At 68.8% G+C, this 15,178-nt stretch carries 15 protein-coding genes; 8 read left to right on the plus strand and 7 right to left on the minus strand.

Features of this window, described 5'->3' with window-relative positions:
* The first annotated feature begins 36 nt into the window (after positions 1 to 36).
* On the plus strand, positions 37 to 672 hold the full coding sequence (locus ACV7GQ_RS10395; RefSeq protein ID WP_470310176.1) for an FAD-dependent oxidoreductase: 636 nt from the start codon (positions 37 to 39) through the stop codon (positions 670 to 672).
* A gap of 78 nt (positions 673 to 750) precedes the next feature.
* Here the strand turns inward: ACV7GQ_RS10395 and ACV7GQ_RS10400 are convergent, their stop codons facing one another.
* Positions 751 to 1,311: a hypothetical protein gene (locus ACV7GQ_RS10400; protein WP_470310177.1), complete on the minus strand. Its 561-nt coding sequence runs from the start codon at positions 1,309 to 1,311 to the stop codon at positions 751 to 753.
* Between the two features lie 92 nt (positions 1,312 to 1,403).
* On the opposite strand from ACV7GQ_RS10400, the gene ACV7GQ_RS10405 reads away from it, so the two are divergent.
* Positions 1,404 to 1,694, plus strand: coding sequence for a transcriptional regulator (locus tag ACV7GQ_RS10405; RefSeq protein WP_166969058.1), 291 nt, complete (start codon positions 1,404 to 1,406; stop codon positions 1,692 to 1,694).
* Between the two features lie 25 nt (positions 1,695 to 1,719).
* Here ACV7GQ_RS10405 and ACV7GQ_RS10410 read toward each other — a convergent pair whose 3' ends face one another.
* A complete protein-coding gene (locus ACV7GQ_RS10410; RefSeq protein WP_470310178.1) occupies positions 1,720 to 2,136 on the minus strand; it encodes a Rieske (2Fe-2S) protein in 417 nt (138 codons plus the stop codon).
* A 98-nt stretch (positions 2,137 to 2,234) separates the two neighbouring features.
* Here ACV7GQ_RS10410 and ACV7GQ_RS10415 point away from each other — a divergent pair, with 98 nt between their 5' ends.
* Both ACV7GQ_RS10415 and ACV7GQ_RS10420 read left to right on the plus strand, forming a co-directional pair.
* Positions 2,235 to 3,293: a saccharopine dehydrogenase family protein gene (locus tag ACV7GQ_RS10415; RefSeq protein ID WP_470310179.1), complete on the plus strand. Its 1,059-nt coding sequence runs from the start codon at positions 2,235 to 2,237 to the stop codon at positions 3,291 to 3,293.
* A 246-nt stretch (positions 3,294 to 3,539) separates the two neighbouring features.
* A complete protein-coding gene (locus ACV7GQ_RS10420) occupies positions 3,540 to 4,841 on the plus strand; it encodes an alpha-amylase domain-containing protein (protein ID WP_470310180.1) in 1,302 nt (433 codons plus the stop codon).
* Positions 4,842 to 4,904: 63 nt separating this feature from the next.
* Here ACV7GQ_RS10420 and ACV7GQ_RS10425 read toward each other — a convergent pair whose 3' ends face one another.
* From ACV7GQ_RS10425 to ACV7GQ_RS10445, 5 genes are read right to left on the minus strand one after another with little or no spacing between them, the layout of a single operon-like run.
* On the minus strand, positions 4,905 to 5,777 hold the full coding sequence (locus ACV7GQ_RS10425; protein WP_470310181.1) for an aminotransferase class IV: 873 nt from the start codon (positions 5,775 to 5,777) through the stop codon (positions 4,905 to 4,907).
* Positions 5,762 to 6,427 carry an anthranilate synthase component II gene (locus ACV7GQ_RS10430; RefSeq protein ID WP_470310182.1) on the minus strand — a complete coding sequence of 222 codons (666 nt, stop codon included), beginning with the start codon at positions 6,425 to 6,427 and terminating at the stop codon, positions 5,762 to 5,764. Before ACV7GQ_RS10430 ends, ACV7GQ_RS10425 begins: the two co-directional genes overlap by 16 nt.
* On the minus strand, positions 6,424 to 7,896 hold the full coding sequence (gene pabB / locus ACV7GQ_RS10435) for an aminodeoxychorismate synthase, component I (protein WP_470310183.1): 1,473 nt from the start codon (positions 7,894 to 7,896) through the stop codon (positions 6,424 to 6,426). Before pabB ends, ACV7GQ_RS10430 begins: the two co-directional genes overlap by 4 nt.
* Positions 7,897 to 7,944: 48 nt before the next feature.
* Complete coding sequence (locus ACV7GQ_RS10440; protein WP_470310184.1) at positions 7,945 to 8,505, minus strand: helix-hairpin-helix domain-containing protein; 561 nt, start codon at positions 8,503 to 8,505, stop codon at positions 7,945 to 7,947.
* A 50-nt stretch (positions 8,506 to 8,555) separates the two neighbouring features.
* The gene (locus tag ACV7GQ_RS10445) at positions 8,556 to 9,353 is read right to left on the minus strand and encodes a shikimate dehydrogenase (protein WP_470310185.1); all 798 of its coding nucleotides are present in this window, start codon (positions 9,351 to 9,353) and stop codon (positions 8,556 to 8,558) included.
* 114 nt (positions 9,354 to 9,467) lie between these two features.
* Between ACV7GQ_RS10445 and ACV7GQ_RS10450 the strand changes: the two genes are divergently transcribed.
* The 4 genes from ACV7GQ_RS10450 (at position 9,468) to ACV7GQ_RS10465 (ending at position 15,134) form a co-directional block, all read left to right on the plus strand.
* Positions 9,468 to 10,853, plus strand: coding sequence for a sodium:calcium antiporter (locus ACV7GQ_RS10450; protein ID WP_470310186.1), 1,386 nt, complete (start codon positions 9,468 to 9,470; stop codon positions 10,851 to 10,853).
* Entirely contained in the window at positions 10,853 to 12,208 is a 1,356-nt protein-coding gene (locus tag ACV7GQ_RS10455; protein WP_470310187.1) for a D-aminoacyl-tRNA deacylase, read from the plus strand. The genes ACV7GQ_RS10450 and ACV7GQ_RS10455 overlap by 1 nt, the downstream gene beginning before the upstream one ends.
* A gap of 103 nt (positions 12,209 to 12,311) precedes the next feature.
* A complete protein-coding gene (gene ftsZ / locus ACV7GQ_RS10460) occupies positions 12,312 to 13,472 on the plus strand; it encodes a cell division protein FtsZ (protein ID WP_470310188.1) in 1,161 nt (386 codons plus the stop codon).
* A 123-nt stretch (positions 13,473 to 13,595) separates the two neighbouring features.
* Positions 13,596 to 15,134, plus strand: a complete 1,539-nt coding sequence (locus ACV7GQ_RS10465; RefSeq protein ID WP_470310189.1) for a methyl-accepting chemotaxis protein — start codon at positions 13,596 to 13,598, stop codon at positions 15,132 to 15,134.
* Positions 15,135 to 15,178 lie beyond the last annotated feature (44 nt).

Consider the following 15,178-nt stretch of genomic DNA (forward strand, 5'->3'; position numbering starts at 1 on the left):
GAAATCCCCTTGTCGAGCCCCGACTTCGACCGTGATATGGACGAACGTTCACTCCCCGTCACAGCGGTCAGGTCCGTCGGCCCAGACGCCATCGCCATCGACATCGAGACGCCGTCGGCGTTCGACGCTCGACCCGGCCAGTTCGTCAAACTGACCCTCACCGTCGACGGGGAGGACGAGTCGCGCTTCTACACCATCTCCTCGCCCGACGTCGAGGGCGAGTTCGAGATCACCGTCGGTATCGACCCGGAGGGAGCGGTCGCGCCCCTGCTCGCGGACCTCGAAGCCGGCGACTCGGTCCGCATCGCCGGCCCCTTCGGGTCGGACTACTACGAGGGCGAGGAGCGAGCGGTGCTGCTGGCGGGCGGCCCCGGTATCGGGCCGGCCGTCGGCATCGCCGAGCGCGCGCTGGCCGACGGCAACGAGGCCGCCGTCGTCTACCGGGACGCGTCGCCCATCCACGAGGACCGGTTGGCGGCGCTCGAGGCGGCCGGTGCCGTCGTCCACGTCCTCGACGCCGACGCGGCCCTGACCGACGCCGTCGCGGACGCCGTCGCCGACGGCGGACAGGTGTTCGTCTACGGGTTCGCCGACTTCCTGGACGACGCGATGGCCGCACTGGAGGCCGCCGACGTCGACACCGACGACGCGAAGGTCGAGAACTTCGGCTGAGGCGCTTTCGGTCACGTCCGTCCCGCCTCGGCAGTGGTCATCACCTCGGAGCGACCGGACTCCGTACGGCGGGCGGTATCACTCGCTCGCGTTCGCCGAGAGCACACGTCTCGTCGTCTCCGGGTCGTCGAACAGGTCGCTGTAGTCCCCGCCGACGGAGGTGCCCCCACCGTTCGGCGTCCGTGACTCGAGCAGCGGGTACTCGTCGCAGTCGATGGCCGGGCCGTAGCTGTACGCGTTCGTGTTCCGTTGCTCGTAGATGTACCAGACGTGGGTGTCGGCCCGACAGCCACGGAGGTTCACCCAGAGCGTCGTCCCCGGGCCGACGGAGTAGTTCTCACGAGCCAGCGTCTCGGTGACCGGTTCGATTCGCGTCGCAATCGCCGGGATAGCGTACTGCTGGACCGTTCTGGTCGTCCCGTTACTGAAGGTCACCTCGAACTCGTCGGAGGGCCCGTCGAGGAGGTACAGCGAGACGTCCCACGTCTCCGTCCCGTTGTTGGCGAACGCGAAGTACGGCGGTTCGGCCGACGGACCGGTGGCGTCGGGCGTCGGCGTCTCGCTCCCCGGCAGTCCCGCACACCCCGCGAGAACGACGAGCAGGACGAGGAGTGGCACTCGCGGCCCAACAGCAGTCATACCCGTCTGTCGGCACGGCGTTAGTTATACCTGTCCCCCGATGACGCTCGCCACAGAACAAAGCCTATTGTCGACGCCTGCCAAGGTGTCCCATGCGCGAGGCAAGTCGCACGACGCGCCAGCGCATCGCCGACCGGTTACGCGACGAGGCGATGGCCGCGGGGACGATAGCGAACACGTTCGAGATACAGACCAGCACCGCGCTCACACACGTCGAGCACATCGCGAAGTCGCTCGACGCGACGGACGAGCAACTGCTCGTGGCGCCGCCGGAGTGCGAACGCTGTGGCTTCACGGACTTCGACGACCTGACGAACCGCCCGAGCCGGTGCCCGGAGTGCAAGTCCGAGAGCGTCGCCGAACCTGCCTATCGAATCGGGTAGGCGGACCGCGGCGTTTCGGGGCCGTCTACTGGCCCGAGAAGCCGATGCGCCCCCGCGAGGAGCGGTCGTGGTCGCCGGAGGGGCCCTGCTGGTCGAACTCGTAGCGGTCGTCGGTGAGGTACACCGCGCCGTCCTCGACGGCGACGGCGATCTCCTCGAGGACCGCCCCCTCGCACGGCCCGAACGTACAGGTGCCGGTGTCGGACGCGAACGTCGCACCGTGTTTCTCACAGACCAGTTCGTCCTCCCGCATCGTCGCCCCGCTGCCCTTGTCGAGGCGGATGTCGCGCCAGTGGGGGCAGTAGTTCTCGAAGGCGACGACGCCGTCGGTGAGCCGTACCAGAATCGCCTCTTCGGTGTCGAACCCGTCCCGGACGGTGAAGAGGAAACTGCCGTCCTCGGGGACGTCGCTGACCGCCGCGATTCGACTGTCCTCGTCCATGCTGGGTCAGGGTAGGCGGCTCCTCGGTTTCAATTCCCCGGTCGGACAACTGACCACACCGCCAACGTTTATCCGAACCTCCGCCGAACACCGCGGGCATGGGCGAGGTCGTCATCTACGGGTCCTACGGGTACACCGGGTCGCTCCTCGCGAGCGCGGCCGTCGACCGTGGGCTCGACCCGGTACTGGTCGGGCGCGACCGCGAGAAGGTCGACGGACAGGCCGCCGAACTCGGGTGTGACTTCGAGGTGGTCGGACTGGACGAACCGAAGGTCCTCGACATGGTGCTCGAAGACGCGACCGCGGTGGTACACTGTGCGGGGCCCTTCAGCCGGACGTGGGAACCGATGGTCGACGCGTGTCTCCGGACCGGCACTCACTACCTCGACATCACCGGCGAACTCGACGTGTTCGAGGCCATCCACGCGCGGGACGGCGACGCCGAGGCCGCGGACGTGATGCTCATGCCGGGCGTCGGGTTCGACGTCGTCCCGACCGACTGCATCGCCGCCCACCTGTCGACGCGACTGCCAGACGCCGACACGCTCGAACTCGCCTTCCACGCCGAGGTCGGCCTCTCCCGGGGGACGCTGAAGACCGTCGTCGAACACCTCGACGCCGGCGGTGCGGTCCGCCGCGACGGCCGCGTCGAACGGGTCGGCCCGGCCCACGAGTCGCGGACCGTCGACTTCGGGTGGGGCAACGACGGCCTGCACGCCGCCGCGGTGCCGTGGGGCGACGTCGCGACGGCCTACTACACCACCGGCATCCCGAACGTCACGGTGTACATGTCGATGCCGGAGAGCGCGGCGCGGGTGCAGCGACTCACCGGCACGCTCTCGCCGCTCCTCGGCCTCCCACCGGTGAAGGCCGCCCTGAAGTGGTACGTCGAGCGGACCACCGACGGGCCCGATGCCGAGGAGCGGGCGAGCGAGCGGAGCTACGTCTGGGGAGAGGCGACGACGCCGGAGGGGGACAGGGCGGTCAGCCGGCTCCGCGGCCCACACACCTACGACCTCACCGTCGAGACGGCGCTGGCCACGCTGGACCGCGTCCTCGACGGCGACGCACCGACCGGGTTCCAGACGCCAGCGGGAGCCTACGGCGCCGACCTGATTCTGGACGTCGACGGCGTGGAGCGGGAAGACGTTGTCTGAGAGAGCAGCGAACATCCCCGAATCTCCCCGAGCCCCAACAATAAATTATCGACGACTCGGAGAACCGGCAGTCGAGGGACTCTCGCAGACAGCCACAGACGCCTCGAGCACCTCCCGTACCCTCCGACAGCCGATATATTACGTTTCGAGAACATCCTCATCTTTAATGTTATGTAGTAATTCATCATAGTTCGTGGTTCGTGCGAGCGGACCACACTCGACTGGCGACACAGGGTAACCACGCAGATGACACGACAGTTCACCAGGGGGAGCGAGAGCGTCTCCCGACGCGACGTACTCAGAGGCATGGGCGCACTCGGCGCGGCGGCGACGGGTGCCTCGGTAGCGACCGGCGGCGCCGAAGCGGTCGGTTCCAGCGCGGTGTACCAGTACTACCACACCGACTGGACCCAGGTCAAGAGCGACCTCTCGACCATCGCGGACCAGGGGTACGACACGATTCAGGTCCCGCCGGCGCAGTACAGCCGTCTGGACCGGAGCCACCAGGAGGGGGTCACCGACCCGCCGCTGGGGTATCAGCCGATAGACCTCAAGAACTTCAACAGCGTGTTCGGCACCGAGGCCGAGTACCAGGACATGGTGGCCGAGGCCCACGCACAGGGGCTGGACGTCGTCGCCGACGCCGTCGTCAACCACATGGCGGCCGCCGACGACTTCCGCGGGGCCGAGCCGGTCTCCTACAGCGACCTGCCGTACTTCAGCGAACGCGACTTCCACCCCAAGGACTGCATCGACTACAGCGACCCCAGCTCCGTCGAGAACGACTGGCTGACGTGCGAGCTCAAAGACCTCAAGCAGGAGTCCTCGTACGTCCGCGGGCAACTGTACGATTACGTGAAGAAGTACGCCGACATGGACGTCGACGGCATCCGGTGGGACGCCGTCAAACACGTGCCCGAGTGGTTCTTCAGCGACTACGCTAACCAGTGGGCCGACGACCTCGGCCTCTGGACGGTGGGGGAGTGCCTGCAGGGGAGCGTCGACTACTGTCAGGGCTACGCGGACACCGGGATGTCCGTCACGGACTACCCGCTGTACTACAAACTGAAGGAGGCGTGCAAGCCCTACGGCGACCTTCGGAAGCTGGACGGCGCCGGCCTCGTCGACCAGTCGCCGTTCCAGGCGCTGACCTTCGTCTCCAACCACGACAGCGGCCCGCCGGAACTGGAGAAACTGGCCTACGCGTACATCCTCACCTACGAGGGGTACCCGCGCGTGTACAGCAACCGCATCGGCATCGCCGACGACGACATCCGGAACCTGCTGTGGATCCGGAACAACCTCGCGGGCGGCGCGGCGTACACGCGGTACTCGTCGAGCCCGCTGTACGTCTTCGAGCGGTACAACAACCTGCTCGTGGGACTGAACCGCACCGGTAGCTGGCGGTCCGCGGACGTCTACACGTCGTGGTCGAACACGACGCTCAACGACTACAGCGGCAACGCCGGCGACATCTCCACCGGCGGAGGCGGCTACACCACCATCTCCGTCCCGCCCGAGAGCTGGGTCTGTTACGCCCCGTACTGAACCGACGACCACGGTTGCACCGACCGTCCCGTGCGACCGCCCCACCTGCCGGCGGTCGCCTTCTCAGTAGTGTTCGGCCTCGACGCGCTCGTCGTAGAGCCGCTGGAGCAGCTTCGTCATCGGGCCGGCACCCACCTCGATGCCGTCGATCGTCGCTATCGGGCGAATCTCCCACGTCGAGTTCGTGAGGAACGCCTCGTCGGCGTCGCGCACGGCGTCCAACGAGTAGTGTCCGGTCTCGACGGGGAACTCCTCCTCGCGAGCCAGTTCCATCACGACGTCGCGGGTCACGCCGGGGAGGAGGTCCAGGTCCTCGCTGGGCGTCCGCAGGCCGTTGTCGGTCACGAAGAAGAGGTTGCTCGTCGCCCCCTCGGCGACGTGTCCCGCCGTCGTTCGCATCAGGCACTCGTCGGCCGCCTCGCCGTCGACGGCCGCCCGCCGGAGTTCGAGCTTGCCGAGGATGCCGTTGAGGTAGTTGTGGGTCTTCACGTCCGCCGGAACCGCCTCACTCGGGACGCGGCGGGTCCGCACGGTCTGGACGTCGGCCGGCCCGTTCCAGACGCGTTCGCCGTCGCGCCCGCCGCGGGGCAGCTCCTTCACGACGACGACCACCGTCGGGTCCACATCGGGGTCCGGCGTGAGTTTCCCGGGCTGGACCCCCCGGGTCACCGAGACCTTGACGTACGCCTCCGTGAGGTCGTTCGCGTCGAGGGTCTCGTCGACTCGGTCGCGCAGGTCGTCGGGGACGGCGTCGGCGAACCCCAGCGTCTCGGCGGTGTGCTGGAGTCGCTCGCGGTGTGCGTCCCACGCGAACGGGTCGCCGCCGTACGCCCGGAGCGTCTCGAACCCCGCGTCGCCGTACATGAACCCGCGGTCGAGTACCGATACCGTGGCCTCGTCGGCCGGAACCAGCTCGCCGTCTACGTGATAGTGCATGTGAGACAGAAGTTCTCGACCATCGTCTTCCCGTGGTCGGTCAGGATGCTCTCGGGGTGGAACTGGACGCCGACGTGGGGGTGGTCCCGGTGGCGGACGCCCATCACGATGCTCGCCTCGTCCTCGGTGTAGGCCGTCTCCTCGAGGGCGTCGGGCAGGTCCTCTCGCCGCACCGCCAGCGAGTGGTAGCGGCCCACTTTCACCGGGTCCGGGACGCCCTCGAAGATGCCGTCGCCGTCGTGGGTCACGAGCGAGGACTTCCCGTGGACGACCTCCTCGGCGTGACCCACGGTCGAGCCGTTGGCCGCACACAGCGCCTGGTGGCCCAGACAGACGCCCAGCGTCGGGTACCGGAGCTCGGCGAAGGTCGGCATCGAGACGCCGGCCTCGTCGGGGGTGCCCGGGCCGGGGGAGACGACGATACCGTCCGGGTCGATATCGTGTATCTCCTCGACGGTGACCGCGTCGTTGCGCCGGACGACGACGTCGTCCTCGTCGCCGCCCAACCGGAGGACCACCTCGCCGACGTACTGGACGAGGTTGTACGCGAACGAGTCGTAGTTGTCGACGACGAGGACGGTCGGTGCCGGCGAGTCGCTGGGCGGCGGGCCGCGGCCGCGTCGGTCGGTCCCGCCTCCGGTCCCGGTCATCGGGACCCCTCCACGGAGAGGTCCGCCCGCCGACCCAGCGCCTCGTCGACGGCCGTGACGAGCGCCCGGCCCTTGTCGAGCGTCTCGTCGTACTCGCTGTCGGGGTCCGAGTCGTGGACGATGCCCGCGCCGACCCGGAGGTGGTACTCCTCGGCGTACCGCACCAGCGTCCTGATGACGATGTTCAGCGTCGCCCGCCCGTCGAACCCGAAGACGCCGATAGAGCCGGTGTACGGGCCGCGGCGGGTCCGTTCGACCTCGTCGATTATCTCCATCGTCCGGGGTTTCGGCGCGCCGGTGATGGTGCCGCCGGGGAACACCGCCGCGACGGCGTCCTCGAGGGTCGCACGCCCCCGGAGCTCGCCGGTGACCTCCGAGACGAGGTGCATCACCTCGGAGTAGCGGTCGACGCGGCGGTAGTCGGTCACCTCGACGGTGCCGAACCGGCTCACCTTCCCGAGGTCGTTCCGTTCCAGGTCGACCAGCATCGCGTGTTCGGCCCGTTCCTTCTCGTCGTCGAGCAGGTCGGCCTCGAGTCGCTCGTCGGCCGCGGCCGTCTCGCCGCGGGGTCGCGTCCCGGCGATCGGTTCCGTGACGAGGCGGTCGCCGTCGCGGTGGAGGAGGAGTTCGGGACTCGCGCTGACGAGGTCCACGCCCGGGAACTCCACGAGGGCGGAGTAGGGGGCGGGGTTGACGGTTCGGAGGGCGTCGAACGCCTCGACCGGGTGGACCGCCGCCGGCGCGCTCAGGCGCTGGGAGACGTTCGCCTGGAACGTGTCGCCGTCGCGGATGTACTGTTTGACCGTCCGCACGCGGTCGGCGAAGGCCTCGCGGGTGCAGTCGCTCTCGAACTGTGCGGTGTCCGCCTCGACCGGTGGGTCGTCGACCGACGGGTCGCCCTCGGTGGCCGCGCGAGCGAGGTCCAGCGCGTGCTGCTTGCCGAACTCGTAGGCCAGTCCGGCGTCGTCGTGGTCGTCGAGTCGGGGGCACGCGGTCACGGTGAGCGTGACGGGGCCGTCCCCGCGTGGTTCTTCCCACGCCGCGACGCGGTCGTAGGTCGCCAGCTGCATCCGCGGGAGGGCGCGGTCCGCGACGGCGCTGTCCGGGAGCGACTCCAGTTCCCGGGCCACGTCGTACGAGAGCCAGCCGACGGCGCCACAGGGGTACGGGACCTCGCAGTCCCCTCGAACGAGCGTCTTCCCGTCGAGCAGGTCGGCCAGCGTCCCGAGCGTGTCGCCCTCGTCGGGGGCCACCTCGGTGAACTCGGCGGGGGCCGTCGCGAAGTACCCCCAGCCGGACTGCCCGCCCGTGGTCGCCAGATAGACGCCGCCGGTGGGGTCACGGGCCCGCCGGTAGGCCGCGAACGGGTCGTCGACGGTGACCCGGACCGCGACGGGAATCCGAGCGTCCGGCGGGGCGTCGGCTGCCAGTCGCTCGAAGGCGGTCCGGTCGGTCTCGACCGTTGCCATTACCGGGAGAGAACAGGCGGGGGAGTAATTCGCTTGCGGTTCGGGCAGTCAGTACGCCTCGGCGCGCTCTATCCAGCCCTCGACGCGGCTCTCCGAGAGGTCCGTCTCGGCCGCTATCTCGGCGGCGTCGGCCACCGCGAGCTCGCCGACCGTCTCGATGCCGAGCCCCGAGAGGCGCTTCGCGTACGCCGGGCCGATGCCCTTGATCTCGGTGACCGGGTCGTCGCTCCCCTCGGCCACCTCGGGCTCAGGCGTCGGGTCCGGCTCCGACTCGCCCTCGTCGTCCGTCTCTTCCGCTTCCGATTCGTCCTCGGCGTCGTCCGCCGTGTCGGGTTCTGCTTCGGGAACCGTGGCGTCGACGTCGTCCTCGACCGCTTCGCCCGTCTCGGCGTCGTCCTCGGCGGGTTCGGGCGCCGCCCCGGCGTCGGTGTCGGACGTGTCCGCTTCGGCCTCGGTCGCCGCCGTCGCGGTCCCTTTGACCGCGTCTTCGCTCTCTGTAGATGGCTCGCGCTCGACGGTGACGTCGACGTCACCGGACGACCCCGACCCAGACGTAGATTCTGCCCCGTTGAGCCCGAGCGCAGATTTCAGTTTCTGAAGGAGACCCATAGCTGTGGATACTGCCCCCCGACACTAATCTCTTGCTGGTACGCTATCGGTTACAGGCCGCTTCGTAACGCCTCGTTCATTGGATCGACCGGGGCGTCTTCGCCGGTCCACCGCTCGAACGCCTCGACACCTTGATACAGCAACATCCACGCGCCGTCGACGGTCGTCGCGCCCACGCTGGCGGCGTCGCGCAACAGGCGCGTCTCGACGGGTGAGTACACCGCGTCGAGGACCGCGAGGTCGGGGGTGAGCGCCGCCTTCGGTACCGGCGTCTCGTCCTCGTCCATCCCGACGCTCGTGCAGTTGACGAGGACGTCGGCGTCCGCCAGCAGCGCGTCGAAGTCGCCGAGGCCGTGGCCGGTGGCGTTGGGCACCTCGTCGGCCAGCGCGTGGGCCTTCGACGCCGTGCGGTTGGCGATACGGACCGACATCCCCTCGTCGGCGAGGCCGAACGCGACGGCCCGGCCCGCCCCGCCCGCACCGACGACGACGGCCGTCCCCGACAGCTCGACGCCGTGGTGTGTGAGCGCCCGGACGGCGCCGACTGCGTCCGTGTTGTACCCCCGCGGCGTCTCCCCGGCGAAGTCGACGGTGTTGACCGCGCCGATGCGGTCGGCCAGCGGGTCCGGGTCGACGGCGTCGAGGACGTCCTGTTTGAACGGGATGGTGACGTTCAGTCCGGCGACGCCCAGCCTGTCGGCGGCTTCGACGGCGGCGGCCCCCTCGTCCGCCGGCGGTTCGAACGTGACGTACTTCGCGTCCAGCCCGAGCGCCTCGTACCCCGCCTCGTGCATCGGCGGCGACAGCGAGTGCCCGACCGGGTTGCCGATGAGACCGTAGACGTCCATACACCTGCCAGCGCGCGCCTCGGATATGAACGCCACGCTCCCGATGCGACACGCCTGGGACACCGCCCCCGGCTTTCGCAAGTTTTTCACGCTGACCTGTGCTGTCCCCACCTAGTGAGTCGTCTACGTCACCCCCTGGTACAGGTCGCCCTCGCGGTGTCGCTGACCGCCGGATGGGTCGGTGCCGGCCTCCTCGGCGTCGGCCTCGGCACCGTCGCCACCGTCGCTGTGAGTGGACTGGCCGTGCTCGGTGCCTCCTTCCTGCTGGCCTGGGGTGCGGAGACGGCAGAGAAAGACGTCCCCCGTGCGTTCGCCATCGCCGTCCTCGCGGTCCTGGCCGTCGCGCCGGAGTACGCCGTCGACGCACTGTTCGCGTGGAACGCGGGGGCCGGCGGAGCGACGACGGAGGCGTGTGCCAGACTCTCGGCGGCCGCCATCGAGGCCGGCGAGACGCCCCTCGCGCGGGCCTGTCACGACGCCAACCTCGCCATCGCGAACATGACCGGCGCCAACCGCATCCTCATCGGTATCGGGTGGGCCGGCATCGCCGTGTTCACCATCCTCCGCTCCACGTCGACGCAGGACCCCGCCGTCCAGGAGCGCGACGGCTTCATGGCCGACGTGGTCCAGCTCGACACGGACATCGCGACCGAGATCACGTTCCTGCTGGTGGCCACCGCGTGGGCGTTCGCCGTGCCGCTGGGCGGCGGCATCGGTGCGCTCGACACCCTGTTCCTCGTGGGGCTGTACGTGGCCTACATCGGCCTCGTCCTCAAGTCCGACATCGAGGCACACGACCACACCGTCGGCGTCCCGCAGTACTTCCAGGGATGGTCGCTGCCGTGGCGGCCGCTCGTCGTCCTCGCGCTCTTCGGCTACTCCGGGGCGATGATTTTCACCGCCGTCGAGCCGTTCGCCCACGGACTGGAGGAGATTGGCCTGCAAATTGGCGTCCCCTCCTTCTTCATGATTCAGTGGATAGCGCCGCTGGCGAGCGAGTCCCCGGAGCTCATCGTCGTCGCCGTCCTCGTCAACAAGGCCCGGTCGACGGCGGGGTTCAACGCGCTCATCTCCTCGAAGCTCAACCAGTGGACGCTGCTCATCGGGACCATCGCCGTCATCTACTCCATCGCGCTGGGTCGGTACGGCGTCCTTCCGTTCGACGCTCGACAGGCCGCCGAGATATGGATTACGGCGGGCCAGTCGTTCTTCGCGCTGGCGCTGCTCTGTAACTTCGAGATATCCGTCCGCGAGGCCGTGTTGCTGTTCGTGCTGTTCATCAGCCAGGTGCTCGTCGAGTTCGCGCTCATCCAGGACTACCTGGTCCTGCCGATAACGAGCCACGACCTCCTGCTGGGGTACACGGCGCTGTACATCGTCGCCGGCGTCGTCCTGTTCGCCCTGCGGTGGCGGTCGCTGAAACGCCTCCTCGGACTGGCCGGCGACGCCTTCCGGACGGCGCTGGGCAACGACCCGGTCCACATGGACAGGGCCGACTGATGCTGGCGATCGTCGTCTCCCGGGCCGACGAAGCGTCGACCCACGTCGGCGAGCACCTCCTCGAACTCGAAGCGTGGTCGGAGACGACCGACGACAGCCGACCGGACGCCGAGGGCGGCGGGACCGTCTACCGGACCGACGGCGCCGAACTCCGCGAGTTCGACGCGCTCCACCTCGAACTCGACGGCGTCGCCGACGCGTTCGACGACCCGGACTGGCTCGCGTTCGCCTCGCGGCACGCCGGCGAGACCGGCGAGTTGCTCACCGCCCACCACACGGGCAACTTCGGCGCGGCGGAGTTCGGCGGCGAGGCGGAGCGGTTCGCCCGCGCCTGTCCGAACGCCCACCGCGCCGTCGTCCACGCCCTGAGAGAGCACGCGCCGGACGACTACGAGGTCGGGATGGAGTGTACGCACCACGGCCCGACGGACGTCGGCGTGCCCTCGACGTTCGTCGAAGTCGGGAGCGCCGAGGCGCAGTGGCGCGACCCCGACGCCGCCCGCGCCGTGGCACGGGCCATCCTCGACGTCCGCGCCGTCGCGGCCGACGCCCCGCGGGAGAACGGCACGCGTCGACACCTCGTGGGCTTCGGCGGCGGCCACTACGCGCCGCGGTTCGAACGGGTCGTCCGCGAGACGGACTGGTCGGTCGGCCACGTGGCCGCGGACTGGTCGCTGGACGCGCTCGACGAGTGGGCCGACGGCGAGGCGGCGCGGAGAGCGGTCCTCGAGCGCGCCTTCGACGCCAGCGCCGCCGACTACGCGCTCCTGGAAGACGACCGCCCCAACCTCGTCGCGACGCTGGAGTCGCTCGGCTACCGCGTGGTCGACGAGACGTTCGTCCGCGAGACCAGCGGCGTCCCCCTCGGGCTCGTCGAGACGCTGGAGGAGGAAGTGACGACAGTCGAGGACGGCCTCCGGTTCGGCGACCCGGCGACGAGCGGCGCGGACGGGTGGGCTGTCGCCGACCTGCCAGACGGCTTGCTCTCGGAGGCCACCGGCATCGACGAGGCGACGGTCCGGTCCTGGCTCGAGGCAAACGCGCTCGCGTTCGACACGGACCAGAACGGCACCGTCGTCACCGGTCCCGTGGTGTTGCCGGCCGGTCGCTCGCGCGACGACGTCGTCGAGGCGTTGGCCGAGGTCCTCCGGCAACGCTACGACAGCGTCGAACGCGAGGACGGTGTCCTCGTCGCCCGCGAGGAGCGGTTCGACCCGGCCCTCGCACGCACCGCAGGCGTGCCCGAAGGACCGAAGTTCGGAAAGCTCTCCGCGGGCCAATCTGTCGAGGTCGATGGTGAGGAAATCGGGCCAGAGCGCTTCCAACGGGAACGTATACGCCGATTTACGTTGTAGGAAACGGCCCGCAGAACGCCCGAAGGCGGCGACCAACTCGTCAGACGAGTGTCAGACACAGGGGGAAAACTAATGAGTGTTCGTCTGCAACGGGGATTTAAATATGGACTCGATTATCGACGACGCCATCGACGAGGCCGAGGAGGAACAGGACGCGGCCTCAGACGGCGAGACGGCAACCGAGACGACGCCGACCAGAGAGGACATGTCGACGTCGGGGACGATGACCGACGACGAACTCGCGAGCGTCGTCAAGGACCTCGAGACGAAGATCACCGTCGTCGGCGCCGGTGGGGCGGGCGGCAACACCGTCACCCGGATGATGGAGGAGGGCATCCACGGGGCGAAACTCGTGGCCGCCAACACGGACGCCCAGCACCTCGCCGACGAGGTGAAGGCCGACACGAAGATCCTCATCGGCCGCAAGCGCACCGGCGGTCGCGGCGCCGGCTCGGTCCCGAAGATCGGCGAGGAGGCCGCACAGGAGGACATCGAGGACATCCAGCAGTCCATCGACGGCTCCGACATGGTGTTCGTGACCGCCGGTCTCGGCGGCGGCACCGGCACGGGGTCGGCCCCCGTCATCGCGCAGGCCGCACAGGAGGCCGGCGCTCTCACTATCTCTATCGTCACTATCCCGTTCACCGCGGAGGGCGAGCGCCGCCGGGCCAACGCCGACGCCGGCCTCGAGCGCCTCCGCGCGGTTTCGGACACGGTCATCGTCGTCCCGAACGACCGACTGCTCGACTACGCGCCGTCGATGCCCCTGCAGGACGCGTTCAAGATCTGCGACCGCGTCCTGATGCGCTCGGTCAAGGGGATGACCGAGCTCATCACGAAGCCCGGCCTCGTCAACGTGGACTTCGCCGACGTCCGCACCATCATGGAGAACGGCGGCGTCGCGATGATCGGCCTGGGCGAGTCCGACTCCGAGAACAAGGCCCAGGACTCCATCCGTTCGGCGCTCCGCTCGCCGCTGCTCGACGTGGAGTTCGACGGCGCGAACTCCGCGTTGGTCAACGTCGTCGGCGGCCCCGACATGAGCATCGAGGAGGCGGAGGGCGTCGTCGAGGAGATCTACGACCGCATCGACCCGGACGCCCGCATCATCTGGGGCGCGTCCATCAACAACGACTTCGAGGGGAAGATGGAGACCATGATAGTCGTCACCGGCGTCGAGTCCCCCCAGATATACGGCCAGAGCGAGGCCGAACAGGAGAAGGCCGCCCAGCAGCTGGGCGACGACATCGACTACGTCGACTGAGCGGCCCCGTCACGGGCGGCGCTGTGTTCGGCGTCGCCGGTCCGTCGTCGGACGACCCGTTCTGAAACCTGTTACCGAATAGAGATAAGTATTATACGATTAGATTCGGCTTTGTTCAGGTATATGGGAACAGGTCGGTCGGCATCTCACGAACAATCTGACGCGGAGGTCGAGACAGAGGAGACACGAATCGGTGGCGGCACGGGAGGCGGCGGTCCGTTGGACTACCGGGTCATCCTGGACCACATCGACACGCCGATCTTCGTGCTCGATGCCGACGGCGACATCATGCACTGGAACAGTTCGCTCGCGGCGCTCACGGGCGAGTCACAGGCCGGCGCCATCGAACTCGCGGAGGAACACGGCGTCGTCGGACCGGCGTTCTACCACGACGGCCGCCGGTCGATGACCCTCGCCGAGAAGGTCATCGAGGAGCCCGAGTCCGCCGACGAGGAGTACGGCGTCCCGCGGGTCGAGGACGTCGACTACACGCTCTACGCCGACCAGAGCGTGATGAAGGACGCCCGCGGTGAGGACCGCCACATCCGGTTCAGCGCGGCCCCGATGTACGACGAGGACGGGACGCTCACCGGCGTCGTCGAGATGATACAGGACCGGAGCGAGGACGCGCGTCGGCAGGAGCAGCTCCGGGGGATGGTCGCGGAACTGCAGGGGACGATGGCCGACATCGAGGCCGGGAACCTGCAGGCCCGCGCGTCCGTCACGGAGACCGACTACGTCGACGACGAACTGCTCGACGTCGTCGACTCGCTCAACCAGATGGCCGAGCGACTGGACGACATCGTCACCGACGTCGCCGGGCGGACCGACAGCCTCCACGACTCCGTCGAGTCGGTCGCGGACAGCAGCGAGCGGGTCTCAGAACTGTCGACGGAGCAGTCGGAGACGCTGGCCACCGTCAGTCAGGAGGTCGAATCGCTCTCGGCCACCATAGAGGAGATCGCCTCGACGAGCGACGAGGTGGCCTCCACGGCACGGAACGCGGACGACGCCGCCACGGAGGTCCAGGAGACCGCGGAGGAGACGGAACGGGTCATGCAGGACGTCGGCGAGTCCACGGAGCGAGTCGCCGACGACGTGTCCGCACTCCGTGACCGCGTCGACGAGATAGACGAGATCGTCGCCGTCATCGACGACATCGCCGACGAGACGAACATGCTGGCGCTCAACGCCTCCATCGAGGCCGCGCGGGCGGGCGAGGCCGGCGAGGGGTTCGCCGTCGTCGCCGACGAGGTCAAGAACCTCGCAGAGGAGTCACAGGAGCGCGCGTCCGAGATCGAGGCGATGGTCGGTCGGATCAAGTCGGACACGCAGGACACCGTCGAGAACCTCGAGGAGACGAACGAACAGGTCAGGCGCGGTATCGAACAGGTCGAGGACTCGACCGAGGCGCTGACCGACATCGTCGCCGCCATCGAGGAGACGGCGAGGGGCATCGAACAGGTCTCGGAGGCCACCGACGACCAGGCCGCGAGCACCGAGGAGATCGCGACAATGCTGGACGAGGTCGTGCGCCGCGCCGAGGAGGTCTCGACCGAGATGCAGGACGCCGCGGCCAACACGCGCGAACAGACCCGGCAGGTCGAGGAGATCAACGAGACCGTCAGTCGCCTGTCCGGCGGCCAGTCGACGACGCGCTGACCTGTCGGCCGCCGTATTCCTAACCTGTTAGGCATCCAAGCGAG

This window comes from Haloarcula sp. MBLA0163 (assembly GCF_055632435.1).

Bases quoted from the DNA above. Each gene is read 5' to 3' on its own strand.
- ACV7GQ_RS10395 (WP_470310176.1), top strand. From the start codon at position 37: ATGGACGAACGTTCACTCCCCGTCACAGCGGTCAGGTCCGTCGGCCCA.
- ACV7GQ_RS10400 (WP_470310177.1), bottom strand. From the start codon at position 1,311: ATGACTGCTGTTGGGCCGCGAGTGCCACTCCTCGTCCTGCTCGTCGTT.
- ACV7GQ_RS10405 (WP_166969058.1), top strand. From the start codon at position 1,404: ATGCGCGAGGCAAGTCGCACGACGCGCCAGCGCATCGCCGACCGGTTA.
- ACV7GQ_RS10410 (WP_470310178.1), bottom strand. From the start codon at position 2,136: ATGGACGAGGACAGTCGAATCGCGGCGGTCAGCGACGTCCCCGAGGAC.
- ACV7GQ_RS10415 (WP_470310179.1), top strand. From the start codon at position 2,235: ATGGGCGAGGTCGTCATCTACGGGTCCTACGGGTACACCGGGTCGCTC.
- ACV7GQ_RS10420 (WP_470310180.1), top strand. From the start codon at position 3,540: ATGACACGACAGTTCACCAGGGGGAGCGAGAGCGTCTCCCGACGCGAC.
- ACV7GQ_RS10425 (WP_470310181.1), bottom strand. From the start codon at position 5,777: ATGCACTATCACGTAGACGGCGAGCTGGTTCCGGCCGACGAGGCCACG.
- ACV7GQ_RS10430 (WP_470310182.1), bottom strand. From the start codon at position 6,427: ATGACCGGGACCGGAGGCGGGACCGACCGACGCGGCCGCGGCCCGCCG.
- pabB (WP_470310183.1), bottom strand. From the start codon at position 7,896: ATGGCAACGGTCGAGACCGACCGGACCGCCTTCGAGCGACTGGCAGCC.
- ACV7GQ_RS10440 (WP_470310184.1), bottom strand. From the start codon at position 8,505: ATGGGTCTCCTTCAGAAACTGAAATCTGCGCTCGGGCTCAACGGGGCA.
- ACV7GQ_RS10445 (WP_470310185.1), bottom strand. From the start codon at position 9,353: ATGGACGTCTACGGTCTCATCGGCAACCCGGTCGGGCACTCGCTGTCG.
- ACV7GQ_RS10455 (WP_470310187.1), top strand. From the start codon at position 10,853: ATGCTGGCGATCGTCGTCTCCCGGGCCGACGAAGCGTCGACCCACGTC.
- ftsZ (WP_470310188.1), top strand. From the start codon at position 12,312: ATGGACTCGATTATCGACGACGCCATCGACGAGGCCGAGGAGGAACAG.
- ACV7GQ_RS10465 (WP_470310189.1), top strand. From the start codon at position 13,596: ATGGGAACAGGTCGGTCGGCATCTCACGAACAATCTGACGCGGAGGTC.